The sequence below is a fragment of the Staphylococcus sp. GDY8P126P genome (genome assembly GCF_017891965.1).
Lineage (GTDB): Bacteria > Bacillota > Bacilli > Staphylococcales > Staphylococcaceae > Staphylococcus > Staphylococcus saprophyticus.
The window spans coordinates 487,164-508,076 of record NZ_JAESKG010000003.1 but is presented as its reverse complement, the minus strand read 5'-3'; the positions used below and the strand labels follow the sequence as shown (position 1 = coordinate 508,076).

The window sequence follows — 20,913 nt, the reverse complement described above, 5'->3', positions numbered from 1 at the left end:
TACTTAGACAATAATTATAATTTATCAAATAAATATCGGGGTGAACGCATTGTGAATTTATCAGTATCAAATAGTCCTTTTGACCAAGAACAAGCAGCACAGTTAAATCAAATTTTTCAGACGTTAACTGCTGAACAGCAAATATGGTTAACCGGTTACCTTACAGCGCAACAAGGGTCTGTAGCACAAACAACTGAGGCGCCACAACAGGTGGCAGAATATGTTTTAAATAATGAATCCGAAAGCCAAAATAACAACGATCGTCACATTACCGTGGTTTATGGTTCAGAAACAGGTAATGCACAAAGTTTAGCTGAAATATTTGCAGATCGACTGGTCGAACATAATTACACTGTAAAGTTAACGGCGATGGACGAAATTAAACAAAAGGAATTTAAAAAAGTAGAGGATTTATTTGTCATTACTGCCACGCATGGTGAAGGTGATCCGCCAGACAACGCACTTACATTTCATGAATTTATACATAGTCGTAAGGCACCAAAATTAGAAAATGTAAGGTTCTCCGTGCTTGCATTAGGAGACGAGTCATACGAGTATTTCTGCCAAACAGGTAAAGACTTCGATGCAAAATTATTAGAATTAGGTGCTGAACGCCTTGCGGATAGACAAGATTGTGATTTAGATTTTGATGATTTAGCTGAAAAGTGGATGAATAAGAATATTGAAATTCTAAATCAATCTACAGGTCATGGTTCAACGCCGACTTCTACCGAAACAGTACAATCTGCCAAAGAAAAACGTTACTCAAAATCGAATCCCTACCAAGCCGAAGTATTAGAGAATATCAATTTGAATGGTCGAGGTTCTAACAAAGAAGTTAGACATGTTGAATTGCTATTAGATAATTACGGTGAATCATTTGAACCTGGAGACTGCGTGGTAGTCTTACCTCAAAATGAACCAGAAATTGTGACACTACTGATTGAGACACTGGGTTGGGATAAAGATATTGAAATTCCAATCAATGATGATGGCGATACATTGCCATTGGAAAAAGCGTTAACTGAACACTTTGAGATTACTAAGCTGACAAAACCATTACTTCAAAAAGCAGCGGAGTTATTTGGCAATACGGAGTTACTTAGTCAAATAGACAATGCAGAATGGATACAACAATATGTTGATGGTCGCGATGTCATAGATTTATTAACAGAATTTCCAACTTCAGAACTGAAGCCAGAAACATTTTATAAATTACTAAGGAAATTGCCAGCAAGAGAATATTCTATCGCTAGTAGTTATGAGGCCACACCAGATGAAGTGCATATAACCGTTGGCGCCGTTAGATATGAAGCGCACGAACGCACGCGTAAAGGTGTGTGCTCTGTCCAACTAGCAGAACGGATTCAACCTGGAGACACATTACCGATTTACCTTAAAAAAAATCCAAACTTTAAGTTTCCATTTGATGAAGAAACGCCAGTCATTATGATAGGGCCAGGCACAGGCGTAGCACCATTTAGATCTTATATGCAAGAACGTGAAGAGCTTGGGTTATCTGGCAATACGTGGTTGTTTTTCGGAGAACAACATTTTACTACAGACTTTTTATATCAAACAGAATGGCAGGCATGGCTGAAAGATGAAACATTAGCTAAACTGGATCTCGCTTTTTCACGAGATACAGAAGAAAAAATTTATGTTCAGCATCGTATTGCCCAACAAAGTGAGCTATTTTATGAATGGCTACAAGATGGTGCAGCAATATATGTTTGTGGTGATGAAAAACACATGGCAAAAGATGTGCATGACACCATTCGTAGTGTTATAGAGCAAGAAGGTGACATGTCAGAAGCAGATGCAGAAGCTTATCTTACTCAAATGAAACAAGAAAAACGTTACCAAAGAGATGTTTACTAAGAAAGGAATGATTACATGGCTGAAACAAAAGTCAATTTTTCAGACAAACTGGATGAAATGGAACGTATCAAAGCACATAGTGATTATCTTCGAGGATCGATTGTTCAAGGTTTGGCAGATAGAGTAACAGGCGCTATCGCAGAAGAAGATACAAAACTTTTAAAATTCCATGGTAGTTACATGCAAGATGATAGAGATATACGTGATGAACGTAGAAGACAAAAGCTAGAACCTGCGTATAGCTTCATGATTAGAGTGCGTGCGCCAGGAGGTGCATCAACAGCAGAGCAATGGATAGCAATGGATGATATTGCTAATACATATGCGAACGGCACAATCAAACTAACTACAAGACAGGCATTTCAATTTCACGGTATTTTAAAACGCAATTTAAAACAAACGATGAAAGATATTAACCAGTCCTTATTAGATACACTTGCGGCTTGTGGTGATGTGAATCGTAACGTTATGTGTAACCCTAATCCATATCAATCCGATGTGCACAGTGAAATCAATCAAATTGCTAGTGATATTAGTAGACATTTATCACCGAAAACGCAAGCCTATCATGAGATTTGGTTAGACGGAGAAAAAGTCTTAGATACCAGCGATGAAGAACCAGAGCCAATTTATGGCAAAACATATCTTCCGCGTAAATTTAAGATTGGTATCGCAGTACCCCCGTCCAATGATATAGATGTTTATTCTCAAGATATTGGATTAATCGCTATTTTAGAAAATGAACAACTTGTTGGCTTTAATGTCGCTGTAGGTGGCGGTATGGGTATGAAACATGGTAATACAGCAACCTATCCACAAGTTGGCAGATTGATTGGTTACATTCCTAAGGAAGAAGTCGTCGATGTATGTGAAAAGATTTTAACGGTTCAAAGAGATTATGGTAATCGTGAAGACCGTACGAATGCACGCTTTAAATATACAGTAGATAGACTTGGCGTTGATTGGATTAGAAATGAAATCAACAATCGCTTAGGTTGGCAATTAGAAAACAAGCGTCCTTATCATTTTGAACATAATGGTGATCGCTATGGGTGGACTGAAGGTAGTGGTAAATGGCACTATACACTCTTTGTTCAAAACGGACGTGTAAAAGATACGGAAGATTATAAATTAAAAACAGCATTAAGAACGATTGCAGAAGTTCACACAGGTGATTTTAGGTTAACACCGAATCAAAACCTTGTGATTGCGAATGTAGCTGCACATAAAAAGAATGAAATTGAAAAAATTATCACAGATTTTGGTATTACAGATGGTCAATATTATACAGGTTTAAGACGTAATTCTATGGCTTGTGTTGCTTTCCCAACATGCGGACTGGCGATGGCAGAGTCAGAGAGATATTTACCATCGTTGATTACGAAGATTGAAGATTTACTTGATGAAGCAGGTCTAAAAGAAGAAGAAATTACGATCAGAATGACAGGTTGTCCAAATGGCTGTGCAAGACCAGCGTTAGCAGAAGTTGCATTTATTGGAAAAGGCCCAGGTAAATACAATATGTATTTAGGCGGTGGCTTTATAGGTGATAGATTAAACAAAATCTACAAAGAAAATATCGGTGAAGCAGAAATTTTAGAAAGTTTAAGACCTATTTTATTACAGTATGCAAAAGAAAGAACAGAAGGCGAACATTTTGGTGATTTCGTTGTACGTGCTGGCATCGTTGAAGAAGTCAGAGATGGGCAAACATTCCATAGTTAAAAATTGAGAAAGTGGTGACAGGATGGGGAAAGTATTTTTAGTAGGCGCAGGGCCTGGAGACCCTGATCTAATTACAGTTAAAGGGTTAAAAGCAATTGAACAAGCAGATGTCATCTTATATGACCGATTGGTGAACAAGGCGTTGTTAAATCATGCATCGCCTTCAGCGAAATTTATGTATTGTGGGAAAGATCCGAATCGTCATTCATTACCACAAGAAGATACGAATAAATTACTCGTCAATCTAGCAAAGAAAGGACAAACCATCACAAGATTAAAGGGTGGAGATCCATTTATCTTTGGTAGAGGTGGAGAAGAAGCAGAAATATTAGCCGAACATCATATACCATTCGAAATCGTTCCTGGCATCACTTCAGGTGTTGCAGCACCAGCATATGCAGGTATTCCAGTGACACATCGTGACTATAGTTCATCTGTTGCGTTTGTAACAGGTGTGATTAATAAAAACATAGATAAAGAAAGTTACTGGAAACATCTTGCACTTGGACCGGAAACGTTATGTATTTATATGGGTGTTAAAAAATTACCTGAAATTAGTGAATTATTGATGAAACATGGTCGTTCATCTGAGACACCTGTCGCTTTAATTCATCTGGGAACATCTGAATTTCAAAAAACTGTGGTAGGCACATTGTCAAACATCGTCGAAGTAGCAAAGGATATTGAAAATCCAGCGATGATTGTTGTCGGAGAAGTAGTCAAACTAAGAGAACGTATTAGTTGGTTTGAAGAAATGCCTGTTGAATCAGCAGTAGCGAAATTAACATATCAATAGAAAGTAAAACAGGTGAGTTTATCGCTATAAATAAGGAGGGGTAACTATGCGAGGTGTCTTATATGTGAGTCATGGTAGTAGGGTTCCAGATGCAGTGAACGAAGCGACAGACTTTATTGATTTAGTCAAAGCGCAGGTCAATGTGCCATTACAGGAAACATGTTTTTTAGAATTAACCAGCCCGAATTTGGCACAAGGATTTCAGCGTCTAGTAGATAAAGGTGCGACAGAGATTTCAGTCGTGCCAGTGTTGTTATTAAGTGCAGGGCATTACTACAAAGATATTCCAGCAGAAATTGAACATAGTCAGCAAAGATACCCTAATGTACATGTGTCCTATGGCAGACCGTTAGGCGTACAACCGAGACTGACTGAGATATTAAAGCAGAGAATTGAAGAATCTGGCGTGACGCCTAATTCGGATGCAAAAGTGCTCATTATCGGTAGAGGCAGCTATAATCCCCAAACACAAAAAGATATTTCTACAATCAAGACACAGTTGTATGAACAAACTGAAATTGAAGATATCGAGACTTGCTACTTAGCAGCTTGTAAGCCTGCATTCAAAGATGCACTACACAGCGCAGTACAAACGGAATGTTCCCAAATATATATTGTGCCTTATTTATGGTTTACAGGTATTTTAGATCAACAAATCATTGATACGGTTACAGAATATCAAAATGATAAAGAGATTATATTGTGTAAACGATTGGGTAAACATCAACATTTACAAGATGCATTGAAAGCACGTGTTGAAGAGACTTTTGAATATGTGACACAGTAATTCATTTTAACAAGGAAGTGATGGTATGCCATTCATACCACTTATGATAGATATTTCTAATAAACGCGTCGTGATTGTGGGCGGTGGACAGGTTGCTGAACGTCGTATTGGCACATTAGTTAACTATACAACCCATATTAAAGTCATTAGTCCTTCGCTTACGGTTGCACTATATCATCGCTACGAACAGGGTGAGATGAGTTGGTGTGCTAAATCATTTGAAGTAACTGATATCGCGGAAGCAGATTTAATCATTGCTGCCACGAATGATAATCGCGTAAATCAACAAATCGCTGCTTCTAAACCGCAACACGCATTACTAAACATGACGACTAAAGCACATGCTGGTGATGTTGTATTTCCAAGCATATTAAGAAGAGGCCGATTAACGCTGAGTATTTCTACAAATGGTGCAAGTCCAACGCTCACTGCACAAATTTTAGAAGAGTTTAAAGCGCGCTTCGATCTCAGTTATGAAGCGTATGTGGATTTTTTATATGAATGCAGACAGCGTATCAAACGAAGTAATTTAACGACACAAGAAAAACAAGATTTTTTGAAACATGTGTTAGATCCATCCTATAGAGATAAAAATAAACAAATCAAAATGATAAAGAAACTTGAATCACTAAACTAAAGTCGGAAGGGGCACGACAAATGCATAAATTATTTATCTTTGCACTTGCAGGATTCCTTGCTCAGCTCATTGATGGATCACTAGGTATGGGTTTTGGTGCTTCATCATCATCAATATTACTCACATTTGGTATCGCACCAGCAATTGCATCCGCGACAATACATTTTTCAGAAATTGCAACAACGGCTGCTTCTGGTACCTCACATCTGAAATTTGAAAATGTACATAAACCTACCATGATTAAGTTAGCAATACCAGGTGCGATTACATCATTTATTGGCGCAGCGTTTTTAAGTCATATACATAGTGACTTGATTAAACCTTTTATAGCAATATTTCTATTAACAATGGGCATTTATATTTTATATCAATTTTTATATAAACGTAATCAAACAGTTGTTAAAGATCCTTCGACGATCGGGCGTTACGCCATGATTCCCCAAGGTGCAGTTGCAGGATTTTTAGATGCCATTGGTGGTGGCGGCTGGGGTCCAGTCAACACACCTTTATTATTAGCACAGAAAAAGCTAGAACCGAGATATGCCATAGGTACAGTATCTGCAAGTGAATTTTTTGTCACTATTTCAGCATCCATCAGTTTCATTATCTTCTTGGGATGGAGCCAGATTAACTGGGGGTTAGTGATTGCGCTAAGTATTGGTGGTTTGATTGCTGCACCTTTTGCAGCATGGTTAGTTAAAATTTTGCCGATGAATATATTAGCAGTCTGTGTTGGTGGGCTGATTATTTTTACAAATAGCAGTTCACTAATTAGTGTTTTTCAATTAAATGCAACAACTTCCATAGTGATAAAAATTGCAGTCATACTGCTTTGGATAGGCTTAATTATTTTCGCTTTATATCAAAATAAAAAGCTACCCATAGATTTTTCTAAAAAGAAAGTGAATGTTAACGCAAATGAGATAGATTAAAAGGAGTGAATCAATATGGCATTAACAAAAGAGATTATTGAAAATACGATTCAACCACATGGTGGTACATTAATTAATAGAGAAGTTAACGCTGAGCTTAAGGAAACAATGTTGGAAGTATCGCATTCCATGCCAGCCATTACACTGAACCCTTGGAGTTTATCAGATTTAGAACTGATTGGCATTGGTGGTTTTAGTCCACTTACAGGTTTTATGAATGAAGCGGATTATAATGAAGTCGTCGAAAATCTCCATTTGAAAAACGGTCTAGTGTGGAGTATACCGATTACGTTGCCGGTTACGGAAGATAAAGCAAATGAGCTTGAAATTGGTGAAAGCATTGCGTTATATGGTGAAGATAATCATTTATATGGTGTGCTTGAACTTGAGGAAAAATATACCTATGACAAGGAGAAAGAAGCAGCATTCGTTTATGGTACTACGGATATTGAACATCCAGGTGTATTGAAGGTATATGAAAAAGGCAGTGTCTATCTTGCTGGACCCATTCACCTAGTAGATCGACCGAAACATGATGAATTTGTCGATTATCATTTGGACCCATCTGAGACGAGACAATTGTTTTATGACTTAAATTGGAAAACGGTTGTTGGGTTTCAAACGCGTAATCCTGTACACCGTGCACATGAATATATTCAAAAAGCAGCTTTAGAATCTGTAGATGGTTTATTACTGAATCCTTTAGTAGGTGAAACAAAATCAGATGATATTCCTGCAGCCGTTCGCATGGAAAGTTATGAAGTGATATTAAAAAATTATTACCCGGAAAATAGAACGAGATTAGTTATTTATCCAGCTGCGATGCGTTATGCAGGTCCACGTGAAGCGATATTACATGCCACAGTACGAAAAAATTATGGTTGCACGCATTTTATTGTAGGACGTGATCACGCGGGTGTCGGTGATTATTATGGAACTTACGATGCGCAAACACTCATCGCACAATATGAAGATGAATTGGGCATACAAATTTTGAAATTTGAACATGCTTTTTACTGCAATGTTTGTGAAAATATGGCAACAGCCAAAACATGTCCACACGATGCTTCAGAACATTTACATTTGAGTGGCACGAAAGTTCGTGAAAAATTAAAAAACGGAGAGTCCTTGCCGAAAGCTTTTTCAAGACCAGAGGTAGCGGATGTACTTATCAAAGGATTACAAGAAAAATAAGATCAAAGGAGTTTGAACATGGCCACTTCAAATCATATTACATGGCATGAATCAGCAGTTACGAAAGTAGAAAGACAACAACGTAATCAACATCGCAGTGTTGTCATCTGGTTTACGGGTTTATCAGGTTCTGGTAAATCTACGATATCAGTAGCATTAGAAAAAGCATTATATCAACAACAAGTACATACGTACCGACTAGATGGAGATAATGTCAGACATGGCTTAAATAACAATCTTGGCTTTAGTCCGGAAGATCGAAAAGAGAATATACGTCGTATTGGCGAAGTAAGTAAACTCATGGTCGATGCAGGATTAATTACGATTACAGCGTTTATATCGCCCTATCAAGCTGACCGAGATGAAGTACGAAACTTATTAGACGACAAAGAATTTATCGAAATATACACGTCTTGTAGTATAGAAACGTGTGAATCTAGAGATCCTAAAGGATTGTATCAAAAAGCAAGAAACGGAGAAATTAAAGGATTTACTGGAATCAATGCGCCTTATGAAGAGCCTAATAATCCAGAAATTATTATAGATACAGAGCAAGACAGTATTGAAACAGTTGTTAATCAAATTATTGACTATTTAAAAGTACATGACTATCTTGATGTGAAACCAGTATAGGTTAAGCATTGATGTTTGGGAGAATGTGATAGAGATGTGCGAAATAACTGATGCATACAGAAGGTCAACATGTGAATCGTACGCAAAGGGGCATTGATATGGGCATTTTAAATATAATTGCATATTGTTTGATTATAATTTTTGTACTCGTCGTGGTTTTAGGTGTTTGGCATGTAAATAAAGGACAAGATAGAAAATATTTTTTGACTGAATTGAAAATTATTGTCACGCTACTCATTATGAGTTATGTTGGTTTAGGTATTTCCCTAGTCATATTAGGTTACTTAGGTGAAATATGATGTCTATTTTTAATCAATGTTATCAAGCTATGTAGATAATGTTTATTGTATAATAATGGGGAGTGATACATCAACCCCAGAAAAAGAAGCGCTCAGGTGATTTAATTCAATGGATCTGAGCGCTTCTTCTTTATTTAATTTTTCGTATGGTTGGCTCACTTTCTAAGGATCCAGCTTCAGTCTGAGGTCTTTAGCTTGTCCTGTTCCTTCAAGCGTCTCGCCCAAAATACATTGTATTTATATGACTATACATCATCAGACACTGCTTTTTGGTTATACTTAACTTAAAATGAGTTGATTAAAAATGATGGCTCAACGTTATGTCGACATGTAATTTGAGTCGTAGCAAAGTTAAATGCATCATGATATAGTAAATAGATAAATTTTAAACATAATCAAATGTAGGTAGAGGTAGGTTCTAAGCATGAATAAGTCCATAGAAGAAATTGCCAAGGTTGAATTACATTGTCACCTAGACGGTTCAACAAGTGTTGAATTGATTAGACAACTTGCAGATGAACAAGGCGTTAACTTAGATGAATCAAAATTATTTGTCAATAGTCAGTGTGATAGTTTAGATGACTATTTACAGTGTTTCGATGAAATATTAAAAGTACTTCAGACAAAAGATAGTTTGAAACGTGCGGTTGTAGATGTTGCCAAGCAAGCATATAACGATAATGTGAAATATATTGAAATTCGTTTCGCACCATTATTTCATATGGATCAAGGGTTAACGATGACAGAGGTGTTGGAAGCAGTAGAGTTAGGTGTTAATGAAGCGGTTAATACATTAGGGATAGGCGTTAATTTGTTAATATGTGCGATGCGCCAACATCATACTGAACAAAACCAAGCACTTTTTGATTTTATTCATCAACATCATCATGAAGCAATTTGCGGCATTGACTTTGCAGGTCCTGAAGTAGGATTTCCTACTGTAGCGATTGAAGATACAATAAAATATGGCTTAGATAAAGGTTTCAATCTTACGCTACACGCTGGAGAGTGCGGTTGTATGCATAATGTGATAGAAGGTATTAAATTAGGCTCGAAACGTATTGGACATGGTGTTGCTATAAATCAAGATAAACAATCATTGCAGTTTGTTAAAGAAAATGACGTACTCTTAGAGATGTGTCCAAAAAGTAATATTCAAACCAAAGCCATTACAGGGTTAGAAGCATTAAATTTACCTTATTTGCTAGAACAAGATATACCTTTTTTAATTAATACAGATAATAGAACCGTTACACAGACATCATTAAATGAAGAATATACTTTACTTATAGAAAATAAAATGATGACATTAGAACAAGTTCAATATATTAATGAAAGAGCAGTAGACTATGCATTTTTAAGTGACGAAGAGAGAAAGCAGTTACACTTAAAAATGTAAAAATTATTTAAAACCCGAAGCAATAAATACACTAGCATGTTGATTCATAAAAAGATGATCACCAGCATAAAATGTATAAGCCTGTGTTTGTGATAAACCTATTTGAGCAAAGGTTTCTAGAATATCAGATTGCTTAAAGCCATTGTAAACTTTTGGATGCTGAACATTTTCATTTTTATCAAAATCAACTAAAATCAGCATGCCTCCTGGATTGAGGTGCGTGTAAAGTTTATGCAATAAAGCTTTATAGTCACCACTATGAAGTAAGACTAAAGATAAGAAAATGGCATCATAGGTTGATTGGTTTAATGGATGATCATCAGCCAAAATATCGCCGACAAGTGTTTGAATAGAAGTCTTTTCTAATGCTGATATTTTTTCATCAAAAATATTTACCATTTGAGTTGAGGCATCCATAAGTGTGACTTGTTCAAAGTGATGATCTATATTTAATGTTACGAGTCCAGTGCCACCACCGTAATCTAATAACGAATGGTAAGTTGTATGATTGAGCAATTGATTTGTTGCTTGGGCAATGATTTGTGCTAGGTAAATTCTGTCAGGGTGGTCATACTTGTGAGCCATTTGTTCAAACTGGTCTTTATTCAAGGTAAAACTCCTTTAGTATTTAATGGTTATTATAGATACATTAAGTCTTTAATTGATTTTAGCATAAGACCATGCAAGGATACAAATCGTTTTATTCAAAATCATATACATTATAAATCTTATGATTTTATCATATTAACATTTATAAGCCTAAAGTAGGATTGAGTAAATTTAAAATACTTGGTTTACTATTATATATAGAAGAATGTGTAATGGAAGGAACAGTCAACGTGAATAATTATTTAAAAATGACGGTAGGCAGTCTGTGTCTCATCATGCTAATTATATGCATTGCGTTTAATTTAACGGAAAATATGGATGCCAGCATATATCAATTACTACATCGTACGATGTCTTCAGAGATAATCGTTCAATATTTAACAATGATTTCAACAGTATTTTCACCTATATCTTGTTTATGTATGGTGTTAATCATATTACTAGGTTTACTGATTTATGATAGATTTAAATGTGTTTGGTATGGATTTTGGTGTTTTAGTGTCTTTGCTATTGGAACTTTTTTAAAATATGCTATCCAACGTCCAAGACCGAGTGCGGCCATCGATGGTTATAGTTTTCCTAGTATGCATGTGTTAAGTGTATGTATCTTAGTTAGTTTGATTGTATTATTAGTGAAACATAAGTCTGTCATCTTTATAGGCGCGATATTAATCTTATCAATTATGATATCTAGAATTTATTTACAAGCACATTATTTCACAGATACGATAGCTAGTTTATGTGTATTGTATATATTAATACAAACACTATATATTGAATTTGAAACTAAAGGTATTTTTAGTGTGATTTTTAAAAAAAGTAATAACACTTGAATTTTAAATTGCTTGATATATAATAGAATTATAAGTAAATGAAAGCTATAACTCATTACTTTGTGAAGAAGGTGAGTCAAATAGAATCACATAAAAAAGAACAACAATTTTCAAATTTGATTCGTTCTTATCGTAAACAACATGTAGGTAAAGGGCCTGAGAAAGTACAAGTTTCGTTTAAAGGAAACTGGGCTATTGCCTATATGACGGGCGCGTTAAGTAAAGTTGAACAGTTTTATTTAGGCGATAAACAAAATGAAGTCATGCTTCACTATAACCGCACTGAAAAGATAAAACAGTTATACAGCGATATTAAATTAGATGAAATGGAAACGCTCGTTGGAGCTAAATTTGTTAAATTATTTACAGATATTGATTTAGCCGATGATGAGGTTGTATCAATATTTGTATTCGATAAATCAATTGAATAAATACGGAATGGTGTAAGGTACTCGGTGCTGTTTGCTAACTACGTTTTGAATGATTCATTCAAGGAGGTGGTATGTGCAAATCGTATCGAGTATTTTTTTGCTTCGAAGATGCACATAAGTTCAGTAACATTGCACAGTTTTAAAAATAAATTATTAGGAGAGATAAGCATGAAAATCGTAGCATTATTCCCAGAATCCGTAGCAGGCGAAGATAATCAATTATTAAATACTGAAAGAGCAATTGGTTTGAAACCATTTTTAGAAGAAAAAGGACACGAATTCGTTATATTAACAGATAATGAAGCTGATTTAGATAAACATTTAGCAGATATGGATATCGTTATTAGTGCGCCATTTTATCCAGCATATATGACGAAAGAACGTATTGAAAAAGCACCTAATTTAAAATTAGCAATCACTGCAGGAGTAGGTTCAGACCACGTCGATTTACAAGCGGCAAGTGAACACAATATTGGTGTAGTAGAAGTCACTGGTAGTAATACAATCAGTGTTGCAGAACATGCAGTTATGGATTTACTCATCTTATTGAGAAATTACGAAGAAGGTCATAGACAAGCTAAAGATGGCGAATGGAACTTATCAAAAGTTGGTAACCATGCGCATGAATTACAAAATAAAACAATTGGTATCTTTGGCTTCGGTAGAATTGGCCAACTTGTAGCCGAAAGATTGGCGCCATTTAATGTAACAATCCAACACTATGACCCAATCAATCAAAAAGATAATGAGCATTCTACTTTTGTTAATTTTGATGAATTAGTATCAACAAGTGATGCGGTTACAATCCATACGCCTTTAACACCTGAAACAGATAACTTATTTGATTATGATGTGTTAAGCCGTATGAAAGTTGGCAGCTATTTAGTAAATACTGCACGTGGTAAAATTGTAAACACAAACGATTTAGTGGAACTCTTAAATGCGAAACATATTCAAGGTTACGCAGGTGATGTTTGGTATCCACAACCAGCACCAGCAGATCACCCATGGAGAACGATGCCTAGAAATGGTATGACAGTGCATTATTCAGGTATGACTTTAGAAGCACAAGCGCGTATTGAAGAAGGCGTCAAAGATATCTTAACGCGTTTTTTCAATAACGAAGGTTATTTATGATTTTTCTAATCTTTTCTTTGTATGAATTATTTTCGCTTATCTTTAAACAACCTTGAATTGTCAATTTACTTGCTATATGAGAATTTTTTAACTTTATAAATAAGAAAGAGAAGTACTACTATTTCTTATTTATAAAACAATTTGAATAATCGCAATAATAATTAAAATACTGATGATCCACTTTTGTACAAAACTAGGGACTTTTTTACCTAATTTTAAACCTAACGGAGCGAAAATAATACTCCCTATTATTAAAAATAACGCATCTTCTAAAGGAATGTAACCTTGTATAAGTTTAATGATAAAGGCGCCAATTGAAGATATAAAAGCAATTACTATACTATTAGCAACTACCGTATTCATTGGTAATTTGAATAAAACTAGCAATATAGGAATAATAATAAAGGCGCCGCCTGCGCCTACTATACCCGAAATAATACCAACGAAAAGACCAACCATAACTAATAATGGTTTGTTAAAGGAAGACTGATTTAAATTCGGTTTTACGTTAATAAACATTAAAATTAATGCGATTAAAGCAATGATAATATATATTGCATTTACAAATTCAGCATTAAATAAATTTGCTAGGAGTGCGCCTAACATGCTCCCTGTAATCATACCTCCACTCATATAAATAACTAATGGTGGGGAGAATTCGGTTTTTTTTCGCGCTTTTAATGACCCACTTAAAGTACTGAAAAAGACTTGACTGGAAGTAAGTCCTGAAGCGATGTATGCACTGTATGCAGGAACACCAAATAGTGGCGGTAATAATAAAATAGCTGGATAAATAATGATAGCACCACCGATACCTACTAGACCCGAAATAAAGCCTCCGAATACCCCAATAAGTAACATCATAATAACATTTGAAATATCCATTATTTACTTTTTACCAATAAGTTAACGGCTTCATTAATCAATTCTTCAGAATTTTCACCATTATCCTCTGCTGTCTTTACACATTCTATTAAATTTTCACTAATGATAATCCCCATCAAACGTTGGATTGAACTTTTTGATGCACTGATTTGAGTAATGACATCTTTACAATCTTTTTCTTCTTCCATCATTTTAATAACGCCATTGAGTTGACCTTGTATTCTATTAATACGATTAATCATTTTTTTATCATAATGCATAGTTATTTCCTCCACTTTTAATTGAATAAAGTCATAATAATAGATAGAGCCAAAAATGTCAAATACCCCATTGGGTATTTGACATGCTATAAACAATCAGTTAACATACCCCTATAGGTATTTATAAGGAGGGTATTATGAAACAATATAACGAAAAGCATATCAACAAATTTAGTAAACAAGAATTAGAGAAATTAGGTGCACAAGGTCAACTGATTGACGTAAGAACAGAAGAAGAATATGAGCTAGCACACATAAATGGTGCGACATTACATCCTGTAGATAAGATTGAATCGTTCAATAAAGATAAAAACACAACCTATTTTGTACACTGTAAAAGTGGTACCAGAAGTGCTAAAGCGAGCGAATATTTAGCTAAACAAGGCTACGACATTGTTAATTTAGACGGTGGCTATAAAGCATATGAAGAAAAAAACGAAGATAATAATACATTAGAAGAAAATACAAATGTAGAAATTAAAGCAGAGCGTAAACAACTTAACTATAGTGGTCTTCAATGTCCAGGGCCAATTGTAAATATCAGTAAAGAAATGAAAAATATTGAAGTAGGCGAGCAAATTGAAGTTACAGTGACTGACCCTGGTTTCCTTAGCGACATTAAAAGCTGGGTGAAACAAACAGGACATACGTTAGTTGAATTGGATGAAAGTAATAATGGAATTAATGCTATCATTCAAAAAGAAAAACCAAAAGACTTACAAGTGAATCATACTGCTAAAGGTACGACAATTGTACTATTTAGTGGAGAGTTAGATAAAGCAGTGGCAGCAATGATTATTGCAAATGGCGCTAGAGCTGCAGGAAGAGATGTAACTATCTTCTTTACTTTTTGGGGACTTAACGCGTTAAAAAAAGAGCAAACAGTTAACGTTAAAAAGAAAGGCATTGCAAAAATGTTTGATTGGATGTTGCCGAAAACACCTTTACGCATGCCGCTTTCTAAAATGAATATGTTTGGTTTAGGTAATATCATGATGCGCTATGTAATGAAGAAGAAAAATGTTGATTCATTACCATCGCTTATCAATCAAGCTATCGAACAAGATATCAAATTAATCGCTTGCACGATGAGCATGGATGTTATGGGAATTCAGAAAGAAGAGCTCAGAGACGAAGTTGAGTACGGTGGAGTAGGTACTTATATTGGTGATACAGAAAATGCGAATCATAATTTATTCATCTAATTAAATCTATTAAAAAAGGAGTTTTATCATGTTTTTCAAACAATTTTACGATAATCATTTATCTCAAGCATCTTATTTAGTTGGCTGTCAACGTACAGGAGAGGCAATAGTAATTGATCCTGTTCGTGATTTAACAAAATATATGGAAGTTGCAGATAGCGAAGGTTTTAAAATTACACAAGCTGCAGAAACACATATTCACGCTGATTTTGCTTCTGGAATTCGGGACGTGGCAGAACGTTTAAACGCCAATATATATGTATCTGGCGAAGGTGATGAACAGTTAAGTTATAAAAATATGCCGGAACATACAAATTTTGTTAAAAATCAAGATATTATTCAAGTAGGTAATATTAAATTAGAAGTCTTGCATACACCTGGTCATACCCCAGAGAGTATTAGTTTCTTACTCACAGATGAAGGTGGCGGCTCAAGTGTTCCAATGGGTTTATTTAGTGGTGACTTTATTTTTGTTGGTGATATCGGTAGACCTGATTTACTAGAAAAATCAGTACAAATGGAAGGTACTACAGAGATTGGTGCAAAACAGATGTATCATTCTATAGAAGGTGTTAAAGATTTACCAGATTATATTCAAATATGGCCTGGACACGGTGCTGGCAGCCCATGTGGTAAAGCATTAGGTGCTATACCAATGTCTACGCTAGGTTACGAAAAAATAAATAACTGGGCATTTAATGTGACAGATGAATCTAAATTTGTTGAAACGTTAACATCAAATCAACCAGCGCCACCCCATCACTTTGCACAGATGAAAAAAATTAATCAGTTTGGTATGAACATGTATCAACCATACAATGTTTTTCCTAGTTTAGATAATGTAAGAATAGCCTTTGATCTTCGTAGTAAAGAAGACTTTCATGGCGGTCATACTGAAGGTACAATCAATATTCCTTACAACAAAAACTTCATTAACCAAATCGGTTGGTATTTAGACTATGAAAACAGTATAGATTTAATTGGTGATAAATCTACCGTTGAGCAAGCAACACATACTTTACAATTAATTGGCTTTGATAATGTAGCAGGTTATCGTTTACCAAAATCAGAAATTGTAACCCAATCCATCCATAGCATTGATATGACTGGTAAAGAAGAATATATACTTGACGTACGTAATGAAGAAGAGTGGAATAATGGGCACTTAGATCAAGCAGTCAATATTCCGCATGGTAAATTATTAAATGAAAATATTCCATTTAATAAAAAGGATAAAATATACGTACATTGTCAGTCAGGTGTTAGAAGTTCAATAGCAGTGGGTATATTAGAAAATAAAGGCTTTGAAAATGTTGTAAATATTAGAGAAGGCTATCAAGATTTCCTAGAATCATTAAAATAATTTAAAGATGTGGAAATGTAGTGAGCCCAAAAAGTTTTACTTTTTGGGCTCACTACATAATTAATGGTTTTTTACTATCTTTTACATTGAGATAAAGTACTATAATTATACGAAATCAATTATTTTAATTTATAATGGTTACTTTAATAACTATACTTATAAAATTTATTCTTTGATTATGAATGAGAAAGATTAGTAAAACATTATACCTATTATAATGCCTATTAGTACAATAGACCAGGAAGGTAATTTATAATACACCAGGAATACGAATAATGAGCTAGCTAAAGCAAAATCTAATTCTGATTTAATCGTTGAAGTCCAAATCGGGTTATAAAAAGCAGCAATAAGAATACCGACTACACCTGCACTTATTCCTTTTAAAAATCCTTCAGCATAAATATTAGATTTAATATTATCCCAGAATGGCAAAATTCCAAATAACAAAAGAAACGCTGGTAGGAAAATAGCAATAGTAGCCAGTATTGCTCCTCCAACACCTTCTATAGACATCCCAATATATGAAGCAAACGTAAATAACGGTCCGGGTACAGCTTGAGCAGCAGCATAACCTGTTATGAAGTTATCGGGTGATATTAATCCTGATGGTACAAACTCATTTTTCAATAAAGGCAAAACAACATGTCCTCCCCCAAAAACTAAAGAACCTGACCTATAAAAACTATCAAACATTTTTAACCATAGATTATTTGTCATAGAACTAGCTATAGGTAAAACAGTTAATAGTAAAAAGAATAATGATAAAGAAATAAAACCTAACTTTTTAGGTAACTTAAATGATTTGTTTTTTGTTTTAGTTCTATCTGTTGAAGTTTGTTTTAGAAAGATGAGACCATATATACCAGTTATTGATAGTGCAATGACTTGTATATAAAGATTATTTATTACTAATGATAATATAAGAACAAATAATGCCAATGCAATAGTGGTTTTAGTATTTGTTAATTTTTTTCCCATTCCTATAATTGCTTGGGCAACAATAGCAACAGCTACTAGTTTTAAACCTTGCATCCAAGTGAAATTCGCATCACTATTTGTAAATAACGTTGAAAAAATCATCAGTATAATTACAGAAGGGATTGTAAATCCGATAAATGAGATAATACCTCCGCCGATGCCTCCTCTTATAGTTCCTATACCAATACCAACTTGGCTACTAGCTGGCCCAGGTAAAAACTGACACAGTGCTACCAAATCAGAGTACTCTTTTTCATCAAGCCATTTTCTTTTTTTTACGTATTCATCATAAAAATAGCCTAAATGGGCTGTAGGTCCACCAAATGATAATAAACCAAGTTTTAATGCAACAAAAAAAATATTTATATATTTATACATAAAGATCTCCTTATATTTCGTTAGTTAACTCTTTTAATTTTTCTCTAGATTCTTCTAAAAACTTTTCACCTTCTGGAGTTATTGAATAGTATTTTCTACTTTTTCCATTTACAGTTTTCGTTGTACTTTTTAAAAAGTTCTCGTTTTCTAGTGTATGGAATATTGGATAAAGGGTACCAGGACTCATATCATATCCATGGTCTTCTAATTCTTTAATCATCCAAGCCCCATATATTTTATCTTCACTTGCATGATGTAATATATGGATATAGATAAATCCTAAAAATATTTTTCGTTGTATTTTACTTTTCAATATATCTCTCCTTAGTTAAAATCGAATTACGATATCGTAATTCGATTTTAATGTGTGTAAATATTCTTGTCAATTAATTTATTAAGTTTAAAAACAGTGAACTAGTAGTAAAAAACATCAAGTATCTACTTGATGTTTTTACTAAAATCTTTAATTGTATTACCTATTTCATTTCTAACACGTTGGAATTCTGACCATTCTTTACCTGCTGGATCATCAAAACCCCAATGCTCTTTTTTAACGTTTGGTGGTAAAATAGGACAATTATTGTCTGCATCGCTACATAACGTTACGACCAAATCTGATTGTTTTAAAATGTCATTATCAATTAAGTCTGACGTATGGTTTGATATATCAATATCTACTTCTTTCATAGCTTCTATTGCTTTAGGATTAACACCATGCGTTTCAATACCAGCAGAATAGACATTCCAATCTTCACCCAATATTTCCTTTCCCCAACCTTCAGCCATTTGGCTACGACAAGAGTTACCAGTACATATAAAATAAATTGTTTTCTTATCCATAATTAAAGCCTCTTTTCTTAAAATATGATTAGTGTAAGGTATAAACCTAAGAGTGTTACAAATAGGACTGGAATAGTAATGATAATTCCAGTTTTAAAGTATGTTCCCCACGAAATCTTCACACCTTTTTGTGTTAAGACATGTAGCCACAATAATGTTGCTAAAGAACCAATCGGTGTTATTTTAGGTCCTAAATCAGAACCTATGACATTCGCATAAACCATACCTTCTTTAATTGTTCCAACTACATTCGATTGTCCGATAGCAATTGCATCTATTAAAACTGTAGGCATATTATTCATAATTGATGATAACAAAGCAGATATAAAGCCCATGCCCATAACACTACTGAATAGTCCATAACTTGAAATATTGGATAATGCATCAGCTAAAATTGTGGTGATGCCTACGTTTTTCAAGCCGAATACGACTAAATACATACCAATTGAAAATAGGACAATATTCCATGGTGCACCTTTAATTACTTGTTTCGTATGCACAGCTTCGGAATTGCGAGCTAACAGTACAAAGATAATAGCAATAATACCAGCAATGATTGATACAGGTATTTGTATAAACTCACTAACAAGATAACCCACAAGTAGTATTGCTAATACAATCCATGAAATCTTAAATAATTTAGAATCTTTAATTGCATTTTTAGGATGTGAAAGATTTTCTGTATAGAACGTTTTAGGTATAGATTTTCTGAAATATAACCATAAAACGAGAATACTAGCAATCAGAGAGAATATATTAGGAATAATCATTCGACTAAAATATTCAATAAATCCAATATCGAAGTAATCTGCAGAAACGATATTAACTAAGTTACTTACAATTAAGGGTAGTGATGTAGTATCAGCGATAAAGCCACTGGCAATGATGAATGGGAAAATAACTTTTTTATTAAACCCTAGATTTCTTACCATCGCTAATACAATAGGAGTTAAGATTAAAGCTGCACCATCATTTGCGAAAAATGCTGCTACAATAGCGCCTAACAACATAATGTAGACAAACATTTTAAACCCATGACCATTTGAAGCTCTGACCATATGTATAGCTGCCCATTCGAAAAATCCAATTTCATCTAAAATTAATGAAATGAGTATAACAGCGACAAAGGTTAACGTCGCATTCCAAACAATCCCTGTAACTTCAATAACATCCGAGAGACTGACAACGCCTGTAATAATAGCGATGATAGCACCAAACAATGCTGTAATACCAATATCTAACCCCTTAGGTTGCCAAATAACAAACATGAGAGTTAAAAGAAAAATAATAATCGCTAGAATAGTCATTATGTACATTCACCTGTCTTTATCTTTTTACACATACATTGTTGAGTAGGAGAGCTAATATAAGTTAATTCATTGTTGATTGAATCTAAGGACTTATGATTAAGTCGGTACATGCGCTTAGTACCGTCTTTTCGTGTAGATACTAATTCATTATCTACTAGAATTTTCATATGATGACTTAATGTAGGTTGTGAAAATTGAAAATACGCTAATAAATCACAAGCACATAATTCACCGCAAGATAATAAGTCTAATATTTCTAATCGACTTGGATCCGATAAAATTTTTAATTGTAATGATAGTTCCTTATAAGACATATGGATGTCATCCCTCCTTTATTATAGATTATCATCTATATAGACAATTATCTATATAGATAATGCTTTTTGCAATAATACATTTAA

General features: G+C 34.3%; 23 protein-coding genes. 15 read left to right on the top strand and 8 right to left on the bottom strand.

Translation table 11 applies throughout. The annotated features are described in order from the left end of the window. The first annotated feature begins 51 nt into the window (after positions 1-51). The 10 genes from KA893_RS07695 (at position 52) to add (ending at position 10,283) form a co-directional block, all read left to right on the top strand. Positions 52-1,881: an assimilatory sulfite reductase (NADPH) flavoprotein subunit gene (locus tag KA893_RS07695; protein ID WP_069822145.1), complete on the top strand. Its 1,830-nt coding sequence runs from the start codon at positions 52-54 to the stop codon at positions 1,879-1,881. 15 nt (positions 1,882-1,896) lie between these two features. Further along, complete coding sequence (locus KA893_RS07690; protein ID WP_210125664.1) at positions 1,897-3,606, top strand: NADPH-dependent assimilatory sulfite reductase hemoprotein subunit; 1,710 nt, start codon at positions 1,897-1,899, stop codon at positions 3,604-3,606. 22 nt (positions 3,607-3,628) lie between these two features. Further along, entirely contained in the window at positions 3,629-4,402 is a 774-nt protein-coding gene (gene cobA, locus KA893_RS07685; RefSeq protein WP_002484340.1) for a uroporphyrinogen-III C-methyltransferase, read from the top strand. 46 nt (positions 4,403-4,448) lie between these two features. Next, positions 4,449-5,189 (top strand): sirohydrochlorin chelatase, encoded by a 741-nt coding sequence (locus tag KA893_RS07680; protein WP_041080308.1) that lies wholly within the window; start codon positions 4,449-4,451, stop codon positions 5,187-5,189. 25 nt (positions 5,190-5,214) lie between these two features. Next, on the top strand, positions 5,215-5,826 hold the full coding sequence (locus tag KA893_RS07675) for an NAD(P)-binding protein (protein WP_037539164.1): 612 nt from the start codon (positions 5,215-5,217) through the stop codon (positions 5,824-5,826). A gap of 20 nt (positions 5,827-5,846) precedes the next feature. After that, entirely contained in the window at positions 5,847-6,758 is a 912-nt protein-coding gene (locus KA893_RS07670) for a sulfite exporter TauE/SafE family protein (protein ID WP_037539163.1), read from the top strand. A 15-nt stretch (positions 6,759-6,773) separates the two neighbouring features. Then, positions 6,774-7,952 (top strand): sulfate adenylyltransferase, encoded by a 1,179-nt coding sequence (sat, locus tag KA893_RS07665; protein WP_011303993.1) that lies wholly within the window; start codon positions 6,774-6,776, stop codon positions 7,950-7,952. An 18-nt stretch (positions 7,953-7,970) separates the two neighbouring features. After that, the gene (cysC, locus tag KA893_RS07660; protein WP_002484334.1) at positions 7,971-8,585 is read left to right on the top strand and encodes an adenylyl-sulfate kinase; all 615 of its coding nucleotides are present in this window, start codon (positions 7,971-7,973) and stop codon (positions 8,583-8,585) included. A gap of 50 nt (positions 8,586-8,635) precedes the next feature. Next, the gene (locus tag KA893_RS07655; RefSeq protein WP_002484333.1) at positions 8,636-8,884 is read left to right on the top strand and encodes a hypothetical protein; all 249 of its coding nucleotides are present in this window, start codon (positions 8,636-8,638) and stop codon (positions 8,882-8,884) included. A gap of 424 nt (positions 8,885-9,308) precedes the next feature. Continuing rightward, positions 9,309-10,283: an adenosine deaminase gene (gene add, locus KA893_RS07650; RefSeq protein ID WP_194379005.1), complete on the top strand. Its 975-nt coding sequence runs from the start codon at positions 9,309-9,311 to the stop codon at positions 10,281-10,283. 3 nt (positions 10,284-10,286) lie between these two features. Here add and KA893_RS07645 read toward each other — a convergent pair whose 3' ends face one another. Continuing rightward, the gene (locus tag KA893_RS07645; RefSeq protein ID WP_210125663.1) at positions 10,287-10,892 is read right to left on the bottom strand and encodes a class I SAM-dependent methyltransferase; all 606 of its coding nucleotides are present in this window, start codon (positions 10,890-10,892) and stop codon (positions 10,287-10,289) included. A 212-nt stretch (positions 10,893-11,104) separates the two neighbouring features. On the opposite strand from KA893_RS07645, the gene KA893_RS07640 reads away from it, so the two are divergent. From KA893_RS07640 to KA893_RS07630, 3 genes are all read left to right on the top strand, one after another. After that, positions 11,105-11,725, top strand: coding sequence for a phosphatase PAP2 family protein (locus KA893_RS07640; RefSeq protein WP_210125661.1), 621 nt, complete (start codon positions 11,105-11,107; stop codon positions 11,723-11,725). A 38-nt stretch (positions 11,726-11,763) separates the two neighbouring features. Then, positions 11,764-12,156, top strand: a complete 393-nt coding sequence (locus KA893_RS07635; protein ID WP_228482819.1) for a Na-translocating system protein MpsC family protein — start codon at positions 11,764-11,766, stop codon at positions 12,154-12,156. Positions 12,157-12,324: 168 nt separating this feature from the next. Beyond that, complete coding sequence (locus KA893_RS07630; protein ID WP_210125659.1) at positions 12,325-13,293, top strand: NAD-dependent formate dehydrogenase; 969 nt, start codon at positions 12,325-12,327, stop codon at positions 13,291-13,293. A gap of 129 nt (positions 13,294-13,422) precedes the next feature. Here KA893_RS07630 and KA893_RS07625 read toward each other — a convergent pair whose 3' ends face one another. Both KA893_RS07625 and cstR read right to left on the bottom strand, forming a co-directional pair. After that, complete coding sequence (locus tag KA893_RS07625) at positions 13,423-14,178, bottom strand: sulfite exporter TauE/SafE family protein (RefSeq protein ID WP_210125657.1); 756 nt, start codon at positions 14,176-14,178, stop codon at positions 13,423-13,425. Beyond that, positions 14,178-14,438, bottom strand: coding sequence for a persulfide-sensing transcriptional repressor CstR (gene cstR / locus KA893_RS07620; RefSeq protein ID WP_012816717.1), 261 nt, complete (start codon positions 14,436-14,438; stop codon positions 14,178-14,180). Before cstR ends, KA893_RS07625 begins: the two co-directional genes overlap by 1 nt. Positions 14,439-14,575: 137 nt before the next feature. Between cstR and cstA the strand changes: the two genes are divergently transcribed. Both cstA and cstB read left to right on the top strand, forming a co-directional pair. Beyond that, the gene (cstA, locus tag KA893_RS07615; RefSeq protein WP_210125655.1) at positions 14,576-15,643 is read left to right on the top strand and encodes a persulfide response sulfurtransferase CstA; all 1,068 of its coding nucleotides are present in this window, start codon (positions 14,576-14,578) and stop codon (positions 15,641-15,643) included. Between the two features lie 28 nt (positions 15,644-15,671). Then, positions 15,672-17,006: an MBL fold metallo-hydrolase gene (gene cstB, locus KA893_RS07610; protein WP_204977079.1), complete on the top strand. Its 1,335-nt coding sequence runs from the start codon at positions 15,672-15,674 to the stop codon at positions 17,004-17,006. Between the two features lie 192 nt (positions 17,007-17,198). Here the strand turns inward: cstB and chrA are convergent, their stop codons facing one another. The 5 genes from chrA to KA893_RS07585 all read right to left on the bottom strand — a co-directional run bounded on the left by chrA (position 17,199) and on the right by KA893_RS07585 (position 20,826). Further along, complete coding sequence (chrA, locus tag KA893_RS07605; RefSeq protein WP_107577481.1) at positions 17,199-18,362, bottom strand: chromate efflux transporter; 1,164 nt, start codon at positions 18,360-18,362, stop codon at positions 17,199-17,201. A gap of 10 nt (positions 18,363-18,372) precedes the next feature. Continuing rightward, on the bottom strand, positions 18,373-18,675 hold the full coding sequence (locus tag KA893_RS07600; protein WP_107577482.1) for a PadR family transcriptional regulator: 303 nt from the start codon (positions 18,673-18,675) through the stop codon (positions 18,373-18,375). A gap of 125 nt (positions 18,676-18,800) precedes the next feature. Continuing rightward, positions 18,801-19,202, bottom strand: a complete 402-nt coding sequence (arsC, locus tag KA893_RS07595; protein ID WP_107577483.1) for an arsenate reductase (thioredoxin) — start codon at positions 19,200-19,202, stop codon at positions 18,801-18,803. A gap of 17 nt (positions 19,203-19,219) precedes the next feature. Further along, positions 19,220-20,512: an arsenite efflux transporter membrane subunit ArsB gene (arsB, locus tag KA893_RS07590; protein WP_194375889.1), complete on the bottom strand. Its 1,293-nt coding sequence runs from the start codon at positions 20,510-20,512 to the stop codon at positions 19,220-19,222. After that, positions 20,509-20,826 (bottom strand): ArsR/SmtB family transcription factor, encoded by a 318-nt coding sequence (locus tag KA893_RS07585; RefSeq protein WP_011274435.1) that lies wholly within the window; start codon positions 20,824-20,826, stop codon positions 20,509-20,511. Before KA893_RS07585 ends, arsB begins: the two co-directional genes overlap by 4 nt. Positions 20,827-20,913 lie beyond the last annotated feature (87 nt).